Consider the following 15,755-nt stretch of genomic DNA (forward strand, 5'->3'; position numbering starts at 1 on the left):
GCGACATGACAACGCACCCCGCACGCAATCACATCGTCGCGAACCCCGAAGGCCTGTCGGCCGACGTGGTGCTGGACGCCTTCGCCCAATGGGTGAACGATCGCATCGGCGAAGCCATGCGTATTGAGATGGATCTGGCGTTCCGCGACCGTCCGTTCGACATCGAGATCGGCCGCACGCCGGCGCTCGTGGGCTGGGAACACAAGTTCATCCCGCCGGGCGCGCCGAGCCCCAAGGGCAAGATGTGGACCGTCTACCGCCTGCACGATCAGGAAGGCCGCCCGGCCCACCTGCCGCACTCGGGCGACCTGGTCGAGGACATGACGCCGCTTCTGGGCGAGCTGGGCTATCTGGGCGTCTTCGACGGCCAGCCGGCGATGTTCCCCGGCGTGGGCAAGCGCTAGCTAGCGTTCCCGTCGCGTCCTGGGCTCGTCGTCGAGCGAGCGGATATAGGCCGTGACGTCGGCGATCTGGATCGCCGTCATCGCCTTGGGCGGCATGGCGTAGTGCCCCACCGAGGCGATCGTCTCCAATTCCCAATCCAGCCGGTAGTCGGCGTATTTGCGGCTCACCTCGCCGAACGGCGGGGCCTGCATGCGCGGGCTGACGCCGTCCTTGGTGATCGCGTGGCATCCGGCGCATTCCCGCGTCGCGAACGCCGCGCCCCGGGCCGGAGAGCCCGACTGCTCGCCCGGCCGCTCGACGCCGCCGCGCGCCTGCCCCAGCGCCAGACCGCCCGCCGCGATCGCCAAGACCGTTCCCATCATCACCGCGCGCCACATGCCAGCGTCTCCCGTTCGCGGCGATGATCGCCCGGATGACCGGCGACGCCAGTTCGGGATTCTGCTTAGGCGGTCGCCGGACGGGGCGCGGCCAAGGCCGTCGCCAGGGTCGACAGCAGGGACAGCACGGTCAGCGGCTTGGGCGTCGCACCGTCGAACACCGGATCCAGCGGACCCGAGCGGACGTCGGCCGAGAAGGCGATGATCGGCGAGCGGGCGCTGGGTCCCTCCTCCGCGCGGATCCGCTGGGCGGCCGCGACGCCGTCCAGGCGTGGCATGCGCAGATCCATCAGAATGGCGTCGAACGGCGCGGCGGCCGCCGCGGCGACACCCTCTTCCCCGTCCACGGCCTCGGCCACTTCGACCCCGACCGCCTCCAGCACCGAACGGACCAGTTCGCGATTGCCGGCGTTGTCGTCGACGACCAGCACCCGGCTGCCCGGCGGCGGCAACGGAATATCGTCCTCGCCGCCCGCCTCGTCGGCGTCGTCGCCGGGACCGGTCTGAGCCGGGATCTCGAACCAGAAGCGCGCCCCCTGGCCCAGGGTGCTCTCGACCCCGATGTCGCCACCCATCAGCTCGATCAGCCCGCGCGAGATGGCCAGGCCCAGCCCGGTGCCGCCGTGCTCGCGGGTCAGGGCCGCGTCGATCTGGGCGAAGCGGGCGAAGATCAGCGCCTGGTCTTGCTGGGTGACGCCGGGCCCGGTATCGGTGACGCTGACCCGCAGGCGGCCGGCCTGGACGTCATAGTCGGTCTCGAGACGCACCTCGCCGACCTCGGTGAACTTCACGGCGTTGCCGACCAGGTTCAACAGCACCTGCCGCACCCGCTCGGGATCGAGGCGCAGCTCCGGCGGCGCGACCTCGTCGCCCACGGCGCGCAGCACCAGGTTCTTGGCGGCCGCGTCGGCCGCCAGCATCTCCAGCACCTCGGACACCAGGTCGGCGATCGCCACCGGGCGCGGGTTCAAGGTGATGCGCCCCTGCTCCAGCCGCGAGAAATCGAGAATATCGTTGATCGTCGCCAGCAGGGTGCGGCCGCCCGTGGCGATGCGGTCAACATAGCGCCGGCCGCGCGGGCTCAGGTCCGGCTCGTCGGCCAGCAGGTTGGCGAAGCCGATCACGGCGGTCAGGGGCGTACGCAGCTCGTGGCTCATATTGGCCAGGAACTCGCCCTTCACGGCCGCGGCGGCCTCGGCCTCGGCCCGCGCGGCGCGCAGGTCCATCTCCAGGGTCTTGCGGGCGGTGACGTCGCGGATGATGTCGGTGATGCCCGTGGGCTCGCCCGTGACCGGGTCGCAGGCCAGGGTCGGCCGCGACTCCAGCCAGATCATCCGTCCGTCCTTGCGGAAGGCGCGATACTCGACCGTCTCGGCCGGCGGAGCGGTGACACCCTTGGGACAGTTGCGCTGCACCTCGACCACGCGCCGGATCGTGGCTCGATCCTCGTCGAGCAGGATCTTCAGATATTCCGCGCCCAGCAGTTCTTCCGGCTCGTAGCCCAGGATCGCCCGGGCGGCGGGCGAGACATAGGTCATCTGCCCGTTCAGATCGCTGTGGGCGATGATGTCGAGGGCGCTTTCGGCCAGCAGGCGATAGCGGGCCTCGCTGCGTTCGGCCGCCGCGCGGGTCTCGACCACATGGGCCAGGATGGCGCGACGCTGGCGCTGGAAGGCGGCGACCGGCAGGCTGACGAAGGTCGAGACGGCCAGGAACAGCTGCAGCACCGTCGACTGCGTGTCCGTGCCGGCCAGGATCAGGTGGATAGGCCCTCGGCCGGAGATGGTCAGGACCATGGCGATCGCCGCCACCAGGGCCGAACTCAGAGCCGCGCCCAGCACCTCCTGGCGCCAGGCCGCCAGCAGCATGGCCGGCGGCACCAGGAACAGCAGCGGGTACTTGGTCTGGGCGAAGACCACGGCCGTCATCAGGCAGCAGATCACGATCGACAGCACGCCGTCGCGCGACAGCGGCCGCTCGCGCAGATAGAGCCCCGCCTTGAAGAACACCACCAGGCACGGGCCGATGGTCAGCATGCCCAGGATGTCGTTCAGCACCCAGCCGAGAACATTGGTCAGCAGGTCGCCGCCAACGATCAGGGTGTGGATCGACGACGCGGCCGTGCCCGCCACCATCGGGGCCATGAAGCCGCCCAGCAGCACGAAGGCCATCATGTCGCGCGGCCGGCCCAGGTCGATCATCTCGCCCGTCACCCGCCGCACGGCGACCGCCGCCAGCAGCGCCTCGGAGAGGTTCAGGGTGACCAGGATGACGTTGACCAGCGGGCTGTCGCCGGCGTGCGCCCCGGCCGTCAGGGCGCCGACCGCCGCCCCGGCCATCAGCGCGGGCCAGCGCCGCGACGGCGACGACAGCAGGCAGGCGGCCAGGAAGCCGTTCGACAGCCAGATCGGGGTCAGGTGATCGTAGGCGCGCGGGACCTCGACGCAGAGATAGGCCAGGAACGCGAAGCCTATGGCGACGCCCAGCGCAGCCAACAGCGTGGCCGCCAGGTCGTCACGGGTCTTGGGTCCGATCGTCGGCTGGTCGACCATGCTTTGGAACCGGCCGGTCACGAATCTCCGGCTGTCCGAGTTATTTCATCTCAAACGCACGGAAGCCACAAAAGCTTGTCGCGGCGGCGATTCAGCCGCACTTGACCTCTTGGACCACACCCGTGTCGGCGTTGAACAGGATGTTCAGGCGGTCAGCGCGGTAGTCCATGGTCACCGGACAGGTGGTGCAGGCGACTCGCCAGCGCGAGGGGTCGACCGGCGCCGGCAGGCTGGTGCGCGGCTTGCCGACAAAGGCTTGAGCCTCTTTCAGGCCGCACTGGTCCTTTGCGGCCTCGGCCGTCGGGGGCTTGGCCGGCAGGGCGATGGCCGGCGGCGCGGTGGGCGTGGCGGGCGGCGGCGGCGGGGCCGGCTCGGGCGCGCTGGAGCACGAGGCCACGACCAGACCCAGGGCCAAGGCCAGAACGACGCGCTTCATGCCTGCTTCTCCCAACCGCGTTCGGCGCCCTGGCGCCAGTACGACACCGGATGACCGGCCTTCTTGAACACCGCCCAACGTCCGCGGGCCAGCGCCAGGGCCTGCTCGTCCCGGCCGTCGAACAGCAGGACGCAGCGCGAAACGCCTGAAAGATCGCCAGGTTCGGCCCCATCGATCAGGAACAGCGCGTCGCCCGCATTGGGGTTCCCGTCCTGCTCGGTCAGCAGCACAGGCTGGCGCTCGGCCATCGGCTCGGTCGCCAGGCCGTGCGGCAGGAAGCTGTCCTCGCGATAGGTCCACAGGTGCTGGTCCAGCGCCTCCAGCCGCCGGGGATCGCCCCCGCGCACCAGCGCCTTCCAGCCCCGCCCGAGCGTCTTTTCCAGAAGCTCGGGCAGCACCGCCTCGAGCGGCGAGCGCTCCAGATGATAGAACCAGACCTCGCAGGGGCCAGCGGTCATGTCAGCCTTCGTAGGCGTCGGCGACGAGGCGGTTCAGCAGACGCACGCCGTAGCCGGCCGCGCCGTCGGGCACGGTCGGGTCGGTCGAGGGCTTCTTCCAGGCCACCGAGGCGATGTCGAGGTGGGCCCAGGGCGTGCCGTTGACGAACTTCTGCAGGAACAGGCCCGCCGTGATCGAACCGGCCGGACGACCGCCGATGTTCTTCATGTCGGCGATCGGGCTTTCGATCTGCTTCTCGTAGGACGCCGGCAGCGGCAGGCGCCACAGCGGCTCGCGCTCGGCCTTGCCGGCGGCGAGAAGTTTTTCCGACAAGCCGTCGTTATTGCTGAACAAACCAGCGTAGTCATGACCCAGCGAGATGATGATCGCGCCGGTCAGGGTGGCCAGGTCGATCATGAACTGGGGCTTGAAGCGGTCCTGGCAGTACCAGAGCGCGTCCGCCAGCACGAGGCGGCCCTCGGCGTCGGTGTTGATGACCTCGATCGTCTGGCCGGACATCGAGGTGACCACGTCGCCCGGACGCTGGGCGTTGCCGTCGGGCATGTTCTCGACCAGGCCGAGGATGCCGATGGCGTTGACCTTGGCCTTGCGGCCGGCCAGGGCGTGCATGACACCGATCACGGCGGCCGCGCCGCCCATGTCCCACTTCATGTCCTCCATGCCGTCGGCGGGCTTGATCGAGATGCCGCCGGTGTCGAAGCAGACGCCCTTGCCGACGAAGGCGATCGGCTGGGCGGCCTTATCGGCCGCGCCCAGCCAGCGCATGATCACCAGCTGGCTCTCGCGGACGCTGCCCTGACCGACGCCCAGCAGGCTGCCCATGCCCAGTTGCGCCATTTCCTTCTCGCCCAGGATCTCGACCTCAAGGCCCAGGCTTTCCAGGCTCTTGGCGCGGGCGGCGAACTCTTCGGGATGGAGGATGTTGGCCGGCTCGGAGACCAGGTCGCGGCTGAACAGGATGGCGTCGGCCAGGGCCGACAGCGGCTCGAAGGCCTTCTGGGCCTTGACCGGGTCGGCGGCGGCGACCTTGACCACCTGGACCGACGGTTTCTTCTCGGCCTTCTCGGTGGTGCGGTACTTGTCGAAGCGGTAGGCGGCCAGGCGCGCGCCGAACGCGGCGCGGGCGGCGCTCTCGGCGTCGGCGCCCAGCTTCAGGACCAGTTCGGTGACGCCCGTGGTCTTCACGGCCTGATAGGCCGAGGCGGCGGCGGTCTCGACGGCTTCCGGCTCGACCGCGCCCGAACCGTCGACGCCGACCAGCACCAGGCGGGCGGCCTCGAGGCCGTGCGGCGCGACGACGTCCAGGGTCTGGCCCTTGGCGCCGGTGAAGCGGCCGCCGGCGATGGCGCGCGCCAGGGCGCCACCGGTGGCCTCGTTGGCCGCCTTGGCCTCCGGCGACAGGGCCGCGCCCTCATGGGCCAGGACCGCGAGGGCGGCGGTGGCGCCGGCCTGGGTGTCGACGGGGACGAACTCGATACGCATGCCGCGCTCCTGCATCTGGGCGACTTCGAAGCGGCGCGTCGCGACGGCGCTGCCGCTTACTCTAGACTAGGCGGCATAGTCCAATGCCGCGCCTTAGAAAAGGCTCCGTTCGGCCCCAGTCGGAATGGTCAAGTCAGGTCCCCGGTTGTGCCGACGCGAAGCCCCCGTGTAGAACGGCCCATCTTCGGGGTTCGTCCCACGAATCCATCCGCCCCGAACATCTCTTCATGCGCCTCATAGAACGCTATCTCTTCCGCCAGTTGCTGGGTCCGACGCTTCTGGCGACCGCGGCCCTGGTGGCGCTCGCCCTGCTGGCGCGCAGCCTGTCGGAGTTCGACGTGCTGGTGGAGCAGCGCCAGAGCGCGCTGGTGTTCCTGAAGATCATCGTCCTGGCCCTGCCCCAGCTGCTGGGCATCATGATGCCGCTGGCCCTGTTCGTGGCCGCGCTGGTGGCCCTGAACCGTCTGCACACCGAGCAGGAGATCGTCGTCTGCTTCGCCGGCGGCATGAGCCGCTGGAGCGTGATCTCGCCAGCCATGCGCCTGGCGGTGTTCGCCGCCCTGGTCTCGCTGATCTCGGGCCTGTGGCTGCAGCCCTGGAGCGCGCGGCAGATCCGCGAGACGGCCTTCGAGATCAAGACCGACGTCGCCTCGACCCTGGTCCAGCCGGGCCAGTTCACCGAGCCGGGCCCCGGCCTGACCGTCTACGCCCAGTCGATCGATCGCGACAACAAGATCCAGAACCTGTTCATCCACCAGGAACTGCCCAACGGCGGGGCCTCGACCTATTCCTCGCGCGAGGCCGAGATCGCCACACGCCGGGGCGAGCCGGTGCTGATCATGCGCCATGGCTCCAACCAGCAGTTCTCGCGCCAGGGCGTGCTGCAATACACCTCGTTCGACGAATACACCTTCGACCTGTCCAGCCTGTTCCACAGCGACGAGCTGCTGCACTACAAGATTGCCGACCGCTATCCGCACGAGCTGTTTTTCCCGGACATGAGCCAGGACTGGGAGCAGAAGAACCGCGAGAAGATGCTGGCCGAGGGCCATTCGCGCTTCGCCGGGCCGCTGTACAACATCGCCCTGATGACCATGGCCCTGGCGGCCGTGCTGGGCGGCGCGTTCAGCCGCATGGGCTACGGCAAGCGGATCGCCGCCGTCGGCGCGGCCGCGGCCATCGTGCGCATCGTCGGCTTCGGCGTGCAGGCCGCGTGCGAGGACGATCCCTGGCTCAACATCCTGCAGTATCTGGTGCCGCTGGCGGCCATGTGGTGGGGTCTGTCGCAGATCTTCCGCCAGAAGGTCTCGGCCCGCGTCCGGCGCAAGCTGGCCAAGGCCGCGCCGGCCTGGACGGGAGCGGCCTGATGCTGACCATGGGCATGCTGGAACGCTACGTCCTCAAGCGCACCATGAGCGCGCTGGTCGGCGCCCTGGCCGTGCTGGGCGCGATGGTGATGCTGATCGCCTTCGTCGACATCGCCCGCAACGTCGGCACCCGCGCGGACGCCAGCTTCCTGCAGCTGCTGTACCTGACGATCCTGCAGGCCCCGGCCACCATCCTGGTGCTGGCGCCGTTCGTCTTCCTGTTCGGCACCATGTGGGCCTTCGTCGAGCTGAACCGGCGCAGCGAGCTGATCGCCATGCGCGCGGCCGGCGTCTCGGCCTGGCGGTTCATCATGCCGGCGGCCACGGCCTCGTTCGTGATCGGCCTCCTGACCATCAGCCTGCTCAACCCTCTGACCACGGCGATGACCGCCAAGTTCGAGACCGAGCGCGACGCCCTGATGAACGGCTATCTGAAGGAAGCCCCCAAGGGCACCTGGCTGCGTCAGGGCGACGACAAGACCCAGATCGTCATCCGCGCCCGGGCCCGTGACGTCATCGACGGTTCGGTGCGGCTCAAGGGCGTGTCGCTGTTCGTCTACAGCCTCAACAGCAAGGGCGTGATGGACTTCACGCGCCGGATCGAGGCCAACGAGGCCAAGCTGGAGCCGGGCTTCTGGCGCCTGACCGGCGTACGCGAAGCCACGCCCGGGGCCGGGGCCATCCGCTCCGACAGCCTGTCGATTCCGTCCAACCTGGACGACCGCACCGCCTCCGAGCGGTTCAACACGCCCCAGGCCGTGGCGCTGTGGCGCCTGCCGGCCACGATCGAGCGCACCGAGGACGCCGGCTTCTCGGCCGCGCCGTTCAAGCTGCGCCTGCAGCAGGATCTCGCGACGCCTCTGCTGTTCGCGGCCATGTCGGTGCTGGCGGCGGCGTTCTCGCTGCGCCTGATGCGCCTGGGCGGCCTGGCGGCCCTCGCCGGCTCCGGCGTCGCCCTGGGCTTCGGATTCTTTTTCTTCAACGAGCTGTGCAGCACCTTGGGCAAGGCGGACGTTCTGGCCCCGTTCATCGCCGCATGGACACCGCCGACCGTCGCGCTTTTGGCGGGCTTCACTTTGCTTTGCTATACGGAAGATGGGTGAGTCATTGCCAAGGTCGTTCATGACTGAACAGCGTCCCAGCGTCCCGCACGCCTGCCGCGCCCTGCTCCTGGGCGGCGCGACCTGGCTGGCGTTCGCCTGCGCGGGCGAGGCCAACGCCCAACAGAGCCTGGCGGCGATCCCGCCGACGCCGGTGGTTCCCGCCGCGCCGTCCGACGGCCTGGGCGACGACGGCTACTATCTGGAAGCCGACCTGCTGATCCGGGACGACAAGAACGAGATCATCACGGCGCGCGGCTCGGTCGAGACGCGCTACCAGGGCCGCACCCTGCGCGCCGACGAGATCGTCTACGACCACAAGACCGGCGCGGTAACGGCCGACGGCCACGTCCAGATTCTCAATCCCGACGGCACCGCCGAGTTCGCCGACCACTTCGAGGCCGACAAGGACTTCAAGGCCGGCTTCGCGCGCAACTTCGCCGCCCGTCTCGACAAGAACATGAAGGTGGCCTCGGTCACCGCGGTGCGCCGCAGCGCCACCATCCAGGAACTGAACAAGGCGATCTACACGCCCTGCGAGGTCTGCGCCGAGAAGCCGACCCCGACCTGGTCGGTCTCGGCCGACAAGATCGTCCAGGATAAGAAGAAGCAGCTGGTCTACTACAAGAACGCCGTCATCCACCTGTGGGGCGCGCCGGTCCTGTACATGCCGCTGTTCTGGCACCCCGACCCGCAGGCCAAGCGCAGCTCGGGCTTCCTGGCCCCCAAGATCACGCCCTACTCGAAAAGCCGGGGCGTCTCGTACGAGCAGCCCTATCTCTACGTGATCTCGCCGTCGTCGGACGTGGTGGTCACGCCCCAGATCAACAGCAAGGTGAACCCGTTCGTGAACGTGGATTACCGCAAGCGCTTTTATTCGGGGATGCTCCAGGCGCGCGGCGGCTTCACCTACGACAAGGACTTCGACATCCGCGGCGACCGGTTCGGCAAGGCCACCGCCATCAGCTACATCCTGGCGAACGGCAAGTTCGACATCGACGAGAAGTGGAAGTGGGGTTTCTCGGCCGAGCGCGCCTCCGACGCCCTGATCTTCGACCGCTACAAGATCAACGACGTCTACCAGCAGCGCGGCCTGTTCACGAGCGACGACCATCGCCTGGTCTCGCAGCTGTACGCCACGCGCCAGGACGAACGGTCGTGGTTCTCGGTCTCGGCCGTCTCGGTCCAGGGCCTGCGGGTCGTGGGCACCAGCGCCACCGGCACGGCCAACGCCTTCGAGAACAGCGGCGCCTTCCCGCTGATCGGCCCGCTGGTCGAGGCCCGCTGGGAGCCGGACGCCCCGGTGCTGGGCGGCCGCCTGCGCCTGCAGGGGTCGGGCGTCATGCTGAACCGCTCGGAAAGCCAGTACGGCGAGGCGCCCTACTATCTCGGCGCCTACAAGGGCCAGGACGGCGTCGATTCCAGCCGCGCCAGCGTCAAGGCCGACTGGCGCACCAGCACCATCGTCGGCAACGGCCTGAAGATCTCGCCGTTCGCCCAGGCCCGCGCCGACGCCTATTCGATCAAGACCTATGTCACCGCCGAAGCCGCCGCCCTGGGCGACGACTCCAGCGAGAAATACACCCGCGCCCTGGGCGTGGGCGGCGTCGACTTCAGCCTGCCGTTCTACAAGCCGCTGAAGAACGGCGGCAACATCGTGCTGGAGCCCCTGGCCCAGATCGCCGTCGGCTCGGACAGCTCGCGCGTGCCGACGGTGGTCGCCCGCAATGGGACGACGACCTACCTCTACAACGAGGACAGCGCGACGCTGGAGTTCGACGAGACCAACCTGTTCAGCGCCAACAAGTCGCCGGGCTTCGACCTCTACGAGGGCGGCCAGCGGCTGAACGTCGGCGGCCGGGCGACCTACAGCCTGCCCGACGGCCGCGGCGGCAGCGTCCTGGTCGGTCGCAGCTTCCGTTCGGAGTTCGACTCGCTGCTGCCGGCCCGTACGGGCCTGCAGACAAAGTCGTCGGACTGGATCGTGGCGGCCACGGTCACGCCGATCCGCGGGGTGACCGCCTTCGCCCGCACGCGCCTCGACTCGGAGACCCAGGAGATTCACCGGATCGAGACCGGGGTCGACGCCTACACCACGCGCGCCAACGGCTCGATCCGCTATCTGAAGGACGAACTCGACGCCAACGGCAACCGCCAGGAAAGCTTCGAAGCCCGGGGCGAGCTGAAGCTGACCAAGCGATTCTCGCTGACCACCTTCGGCCAGCGCGACATGGTCGAGGACGTCTGGCGCCGCCGGGACGTCGGCGTGGCCTACCAGGACGATTGCATCCGGATCGACGTGATCTACCAGCAAGAGGACCGCTACGCCTCGACGGCGACCGGTCTTCGGCTGCAGCCAGACCGAACGATCGTCTTCCGCCTAACGCTCGCCACATTGGGTGATACAGGGTACAGCTCGAACTAAGTGACCGCGCTTGGGGGGCGTGCGGCGGCGCCGCGTGCCAGGCAGGCGTGTCTTGGGGGCGACGGTCGACAGGAAAACGCCGGCTCGGCGTTCGCCGTCTCCGAAAACATGATAATCGACCGCGCTCCCGCTGGGGGCGGCTGGGCCTAGAGGAACGACACTATCCATGCGGTCTGCGCGTAGCGTTACGACTTTCGCGGCCGGCGCCGCGTCCATTCTCGCCCTGACCGTGGCGAGCCTCGGCTTGCCGTCGATGGCCCAGGAACAAGCCCCTCCCCAGGCGGCTCCGCCCCAGGTCGACGCGCCGCCGGCGGCCGCGCCCCAGCCCGCTGGCCCCCAGCCGCTGCAGGAAAGCGTGGCGGCGGTCGTCAACGACGAGATCGTCTCCAGCTATGACCTGATGCAGCGCATGCGCCTGCTGATGGCCACCTCGGGCATGCAGCCCACCCAGGAGAACCTGCCCCAGATCGAGCAGGAAGCCCTGCGCTCGCTGATCGATGAGCACCTGCAGATGCAGGAGCTGCGTCGCGTCGAGAAGCAGCAGAAGATCACGATCATCTCGACCGACAAGGAAGTCGACGAGCAGATCGCCGACATCGCCCAGTCCAACAAGATGACCGCCGACCAGCTGAAGCAGTCGCTGGTGCAGCAGGGGATCGGCCTGGACACCTGGCGCGCCCAGCTGCGGGCCGACTCGAGCTGGCAGTCGTGGATCCAGGGCCGCTACGGCTCGCGCCTGCGCATCGGCGAGGACCAGATCAAGGCCTATCAGCGCCGCCTGGCCGAGTCGGCGGCCAAGCCGCAGTACCAGGTCAGCGAAGTGTTCCTGGACGCCGGCCGCGTCGGCGGCATGGAGGTTGCCGTCAACGGCGCCAGCCAGCTGATCACCCAGATGCAGCAAGGCGCGCCGTTCGCCGCCGTCGCCCGCCAGTTCTCGTCGTCGGCCACCGCGGCCAACGGCGGCGACGTGGGCTGGATCAGCCCGGGCGAAATGGCCCCCGAGGTCGACGCCGCGCTGGAGCAACTGCGCCCCGGCCAGCTGTCGCGCCCGATCCAGGTCAAGGACGGCGTCTACATCGTCTATCTGCGCGACAAGCGCGCCGGCTCGAAGACGGCCATCGTCGACCTCAAGCAGGTCGCCGCGCCCCTGGCCGCCGACGCCACCCAGGCCCAGGTCGACGCGGCTGCCAAGCTGCTGACCGACCTGAAGCCCAAGATCACCAGCTGCGAGACGCTGGAAGCCGCCGCCGGCAAGGTGGACGGCCTGGTCGCCGGCGACCTGGGCGAGGCCGAGATCACCGACCTGGCGCCGGCCTTCCAGGACGCCGCCAACAAGCTGGACGTCGGCCAGATCTCGGACCCGATCCGCACCGACGCCGGCATGCACCTGATCGCCGTCTGCGGTAAGCGCCAGGGCGGCGCCAACGCGCCGAACCACGACCAGATCGAGAACCGCCTGCGCGGCCAACAGCTGGCCCTGATCGCCAAGCGTTACCTGCGCGACCTGCGCAACCAGGCCACCATCGAAACCCGGTGACGCGGCCGCTCGCCCTCAGCGCCGGTGATCCCGCCGGCGTCGGCGCCGAGATCATCGCCAAGGCGTGGCGGGCGCTCCGCCAGGACGGCCCGCCCTTCGTGGTCGTGGGCGACGCCCAGCTGCTGGCCTCGGCCGGCGGCGACGTGAAGGTCCGCCCCGTGACCGGTCCCCGCGAAGCGCTGGACGTCTTCGCCGAGGCCCTGCCGGTCATCGACATTCCCCTGCTCTCGCCCGTGGTCTCCGGCCAGCCCTCGCCGAGCTACGCGCCGCAGGTGATCCGCTGGATCGAGACCGGCGTGGGCCTGGCCCTGTCCGGCGCGGTGTCGGGCCTGGTCACCGCCCCGATCGCCAAGGCCCCGCTGTACGAGGCGGGCTTCAAGTTTCCGGGCCACACCGAATTCCTGGCCGAGCTGACCGCCGCCGAGCGCTTCGAGGGCGCGCGCGGGCCGGTGATGATGCTGGCGGCCGGCGACCTGCGCGCCACCCTGGTGACCATCCACACGGCCATCGCCAAGGTGCCCGGCGCGCTGGACGTCGAGAGCATCGTCAACAGCGGCCTGGTCACCGCCCAGGCCCTGCGCAACGACTTCGGCGTCGCCAACCCGCGTCTGGCCGTCGCCGCCCTGAACCCCCACGCCGGCGAAGGCGGGGCCCTGGGGCGCGAGGAGATCGAGATCATCGCGCCCGCCGTCCGCGCGCTGCGGGACCTGGGCGTCGACGCCTTCGGCCCCGCCCCGGCCGACACCCTGTTCCACGCGGAAGCCCGCGCCCGTTTCGACGGGGTCCTGTGCATGTACCACGACCAGGCCCTGATCCCCGTCAAGATGCTGGACTTCTGGGGCGGGGTGAACATCACCCTGGGCCTGCCGATCGTGCGCACCTCGCCCGACCATGGCACGGGATTCGACATCGCTGGACGCGGGCTCGCCCGTCCCGATAGCCTGATCGCCGCCATCAAGCTGGCGGACCAGATCGCCGCCCGCCGCGGCGCCTGAGAACGCCTGAGAAAGACGTAAGATGAGCCTGGCCGACCTGCCGCCCCTGCGCGAGGCCCTGGAGCGCCACGACCTGATGGCGCGCAAGAGCTTCGGCCAGCACTTCCTGCTGGACCTGAACGTGACGCGGAAGATCGCCCGCCTGGCCCAGATCGGCCAAGGCGACACGGTTGTCGAGGTCGGCCCAGGCCCCGGCGGCCTGACCCGCGCCCTGCTGGAAACCGGCGCGCGCGTGGTGGCCATCGAGAAGGACAGCCGCTTCCTGCCCCTGCTGTCGGAAGTCGCCGAAGTCGCCGACGGCCGCCTGGAGCTGGTCGAGGGCGACGCCCTGAAGGTCGACGCCGCCTTGGCCGCCGGCGGACCGGCCCATGTGGTCTCCAACCTGCCCTACAACGTCGGCACCCAGCTGTTGATCAACTGGCTGACGGGTCCGTTCCGGCCGCTGTCGATGACCCTCATGTTCCAGAAGGAAGTCGCCGACCGCATCGTCGCCGCCACCGATGACGACGCCTATGGCCGCCTGGCGGTGATCGCCCAGACCCTGTGCGAAGCCAAGACGGTCATGGACCTGCCCGCCAAGGCCTTCACCCCGCCGCCCAAGGTGGCCTCGGCCGTGGTGCGCCTGGTCCCCAAGGCCGATCCGCCACCGGCCGACGTCGTGGCCGCCCTGGAGCGCGTCACCGCCGCCGCCTTCGGCCAGCGCCGCAAGATGCTGCGGTCCAGCCTCAAGGGCCTGGGCGGCGCAGAGCTATGCGAGCGCGCCGGCGTCAGTCCCGACGCCCGCGCCGAGGTCATCGACCTGGCGGGCTTCCTGGCGCTGGCGAAGGCCACGCAGGCCTGACGCCCATGATCAGCCTCGAGACCCCGCGCCTGCGCCTGCGCACCGCCCGGCCGGACGACGTCGAGGCGATGCACGCGGTGCTGAGCTCGGTCGAGGCGACCCTCTACTGGTCGACGCCGCCCCACGCCGACCTCGACCGCACGCGCGCCTGGCTGCGGGGCATGATCGACATCCCCGCCGGCGAGGGCGAGGACTTCGTCGTCGAGCATCAGGGCCGGGTGATCGGCAAGGCCGGGCTGTACCGCTTTCCGGAGATCGGCTTCATCCTGCATCCCGACAGCTGGGGCCAGGGCCTGGCCGGCGAGGCCCTCGTGGCCGTGCTGGGGCGCGGCTTCGACGTCCACGGCCTGGACGCCGTCGTCGCCGACGTCGACCCGCGCAACGCCGCCAGCCTGCGCCTGCTGGCCCGCCACGGCTTCCGCGAGACCGGCCGGCGCGAGCGCAGCTGGCTGGTCGGCGAGACCTGGTGCGATAGCGTCGACCTGGCGCTCACGCGGGACGACTGGCTGGCCGCCCGGCCGCGCTAGCCGCCATCGGCCTGGAAGGCCGCGATGATCGGGCATGGCCCCGCCCGCCCGTCCCCGCAAGCCGTGGCCAGTCTTCGCAGACTCTCCCGCGCCGCCTCAAGCTCGGCGATCTTCCGGTCCAACGCCTCGATCCGCTCCCGCGCCAGCGCCCGGGCCCGCGCGCGGTCCTCGCTGGCGTCCAGGTCCAGCAGTTCGCCGACCTGCTCCAGGGTGAAGCCCGCCGCCTGGGCGGCGCGGATGAACTTCAGTCGCCGGATATCCTCGGCGTTGTAGCGCCGGATCCCGCCCGACAGCGCCGAGCCGCCCGACTTCTCGGGCGTTCGAAGCAGTCCCCGGCGCTGGTAGTAGCGCACCGTCTCGACGCCGACGCCGCCTTCGCGCGCCAGGGCCGCGATCGTGTTGGCCATGCCTTGACTCCGTACCATGGTACGGAACCTACATGGGAGGGGTCCGATCGCGAATCCAGGAGTGATGCGATGCGCCCCACAAAATCCGCCCAGCTCTACCGCATGGTCATGCCTGGGCACGTCTGTCCCTACGGCCTGAAGGCGCTGCATCTGCTGAAATCCAAGGGCTACGTGGTCGAGGATCATGGGCTGGAGACCCGCGAGGACACCGACGCCTTCAAGACCGAGCATGACGTGAAGACCACGCCCCAGGTCTTCATCGACGGCCAGCGGATCGGCGGCTACGACGACCTGCGCCGGCGTTTCGGCCAGAAGGTCCGCGATCCCAAGGCCCTGACCTACGCGCCGGTCATCGCCCTGTTCGCCGTGGCCGCCCTGCTGGCCCTAGCGGCCAGTCAGGCCGCGTACGGCAGCCCGCTGACCGTGCGCGCCGCCGAATGGTTCGTGGCCTTCAGCATGGTCCTGCTGGCCCAGCAGAAGCTGCGCGACGTCGAGAGCTTTTCGACCATGTTTCTGAACTACGACCTCCTGGCCCGGCGCTGGGTCCCGTACGGTTATGTCTATCCGTTCGCCGAACTGACGGCGGGCGTGCTGATGGCCGCGGGCGTCCTGACCTGGCTGGCCGCGCCGCTGGGACTGTTCATCGGCGTCGTGGGCGCGGTGTCGGTGTTCAAGGCCGTCTATATCGACAAGCGGGCGCTGAAGTGCGCCTGCGTCGGCGGCGACAGCAACGTGCCGCTGGGCTTCGTGTCCCTGACCGAAAACCTGATGATGGTCGCGATGGCGATCTGGATGTTGACCACCTTTCACGGGTAGAAGGGCCCCGAAAGCTATTGACGGTAGAG

At 69.5% G+C, this 15,755-nt stretch carries 14 protein-coding genes and 1 pseudogene; 9 read left to right on the forward strand and 6 right to left on the reverse strand.

Translation table 11 applies throughout. From position 1 onward, the window contains the following. The first annotated feature begins 5 nt into the window (after nucleotides 1-5). The gene (locus K8940_RS12300; protein WP_223390251.1) at nucleotides 6-404 is read left to right on the forward strand and encodes a hypothetical protein; all 399 of its coding nucleotides are present in this window, start codon (nucleotides 6-8) and stop codon (nucleotides 402-404) included. Here K8940_RS12300 and K8940_RS12305 read toward each other — a convergent pair. The 5 genes and pseudogenes from K8940_RS12305 to K8940_RS12325 form a co-directional block, all read right to left on the reverse strand. Then, a pseudogene (locus K8940_RS12305) lies at nucleotides 405-683 on the reverse strand (c-type cytochrome); the annotation flags it as partial. A 164-nt stretch (nucleotides 684-847) separates the two neighbouring features. After that, the gene (locus K8940_RS12310) at nucleotides 848-3,355 is read right to left on the reverse strand and encodes an MASE1 domain-containing protein (protein WP_223390252.1); all 2,508 of its coding nucleotides are present in this window, start codon (nucleotides 3,353-3,355) and stop codon (nucleotides 848-850) included. Nucleotides 3,356-3,425: 70 nt separating this feature from the next. Continuing rightward, on the reverse strand, nucleotides 3,426-3,770 hold the full coding sequence (locus K8940_RS12315) for a peptidase inhibitor I78 (protein ID WP_223390253.1): 345 nt from the start codon (nucleotides 3,768-3,770) through the stop codon (nucleotides 3,426-3,428). Next, nucleotides 3,767-4,228, reverse strand: coding sequence for a DNA polymerase III subunit chi (locus tag K8940_RS12320; RefSeq protein ID WP_223390254.1), 462 nt, complete (start codon nucleotides 4,226-4,228; stop codon nucleotides 3,767-3,769). The genes K8940_RS12315 and K8940_RS12320 overlap by 4 nt, the downstream gene beginning before the upstream one ends. 1 nt (nucleotide 4,229) lies before the next feature. Then, nucleotides 4,230-5,711 carry a leucyl aminopeptidase gene (locus K8940_RS12325; RefSeq protein ID WP_223390255.1) on the reverse strand — a complete coding sequence of 494 codons (1,482 nt, stop codon included), beginning with the start codon at nucleotides 5,709-5,711 and terminating at the stop codon, nucleotides 4,230-4,232. 227 nt (nucleotides 5,712-5,938) lie between these two features. Between K8940_RS12325 and lptF the strand changes: the two genes are divergently transcribed. The 7 genes from lptF to K8940_RS12360 all read left to right on the forward strand — a co-directional run bounded on the left by lptF (nucleotide 5,939) and on the right by K8940_RS12360 (nucleotide 14,503). Beyond that, nucleotides 5,939-7,078, forward strand: a complete 1,140-nt coding sequence (gene lptF / locus K8940_RS12330) for an LPS export ABC transporter permease LptF (RefSeq protein WP_223390256.1) — start codon at nucleotides 5,939-5,941, stop codon at nucleotides 7,076-7,078. Next, entirely contained in the window at nucleotides 7,075-8,181 is a 1,107-nt protein-coding gene (lptG, locus tag K8940_RS12335; RefSeq protein WP_223395844.1) for an LPS export ABC transporter permease LptG, read from the forward strand. Before lptF ends, lptG begins: the two co-directional genes overlap by 4 nt. After that, on the forward strand, nucleotides 8,174-10,603 hold the full coding sequence (locus K8940_RS12340) for an LPS-assembly protein LptD (protein ID WP_223390257.1): 2,430 nt from the start codon (nucleotides 8,174-8,176) through the stop codon (nucleotides 10,601-10,603). Before lptG ends, K8940_RS12340 begins: the two co-directional genes overlap by 8 nt. 166 nt (nucleotides 10,604-10,769) lie before the next feature. Next, a complete protein-coding gene (locus tag K8940_RS12345) occupies nucleotides 10,770-12,140 on the forward strand; it encodes a peptidylprolyl isomerase (RefSeq protein ID WP_223390258.1) in 1,371 nt (456 codons plus the stop codon). Next, the gene (gene pdxA / locus K8940_RS12350; RefSeq protein ID WP_223390259.1) at nucleotides 12,137-13,135 is read left to right on the forward strand and encodes a 4-hydroxythreonine-4-phosphate dehydrogenase PdxA; all 999 of its coding nucleotides are present in this window, start codon (nucleotides 12,137-12,139) and stop codon (nucleotides 13,133-13,135) included. The genes K8940_RS12345 and pdxA overlap by 4 nt, the downstream gene beginning before the upstream one ends. A gap of 22 nt (nucleotides 13,136-13,157) precedes the next feature. Beyond that, nucleotides 13,158-13,976 (forward strand): 16S rRNA (adenine(1518)-N(6)/adenine(1519)-N(6))-dimethyltransferase RsmA, encoded by an 819-nt coding sequence (gene rsmA, locus K8940_RS12355; RefSeq protein WP_223390260.1) that lies wholly within the window; start codon nucleotides 13,158-13,160, stop codon nucleotides 13,974-13,976. Nucleotides 13,977-13,981: 5 nt separating this feature from the next. Beyond that, nucleotides 13,982-14,503 carry a GNAT family N-acetyltransferase gene (locus K8940_RS12360; RefSeq protein WP_223390261.1) on the forward strand — a complete coding sequence of 174 codons (522 nt, stop codon included), beginning with the start codon at nucleotides 13,982-13,984 and terminating at the stop codon, nucleotides 14,501-14,503. Here the strand turns inward: K8940_RS12360 and K8940_RS12365 are convergent. Further along, nucleotides 14,500-14,910 (reverse strand): MerR family DNA-binding protein, encoded by a 411-nt coding sequence (locus K8940_RS12365; RefSeq protein WP_223390262.1) that lies wholly within the window; start codon nucleotides 14,908-14,910, stop codon nucleotides 14,500-14,502. The two genes, K8940_RS12360 and K8940_RS12365, sit on opposite strands and share 4 nt — an antisense overlap. Before the next feature lie 69 nt (nucleotides 14,911-14,979). Between K8940_RS12365 and K8940_RS23895 the strand changes: the two genes are divergently transcribed. Further along, nucleotides 14,980-15,726, forward strand: coding sequence for a glutaredoxin family protein (locus K8940_RS23895; protein ID WP_223390263.1), 747 nt, complete (start codon nucleotides 14,980-14,982; stop codon nucleotides 15,724-15,726). Nucleotides 15,727-15,755 lie beyond the last annotated feature (29 nt).

Source organism: Caulobacter segnis (assembly GCF_019931575.1).
GTDB lineage: Bacteria > Pseudomonadota > Alphaproteobacteria > Caulobacterales > Caulobacteraceae > Caulobacter > Caulobacter segnis_C.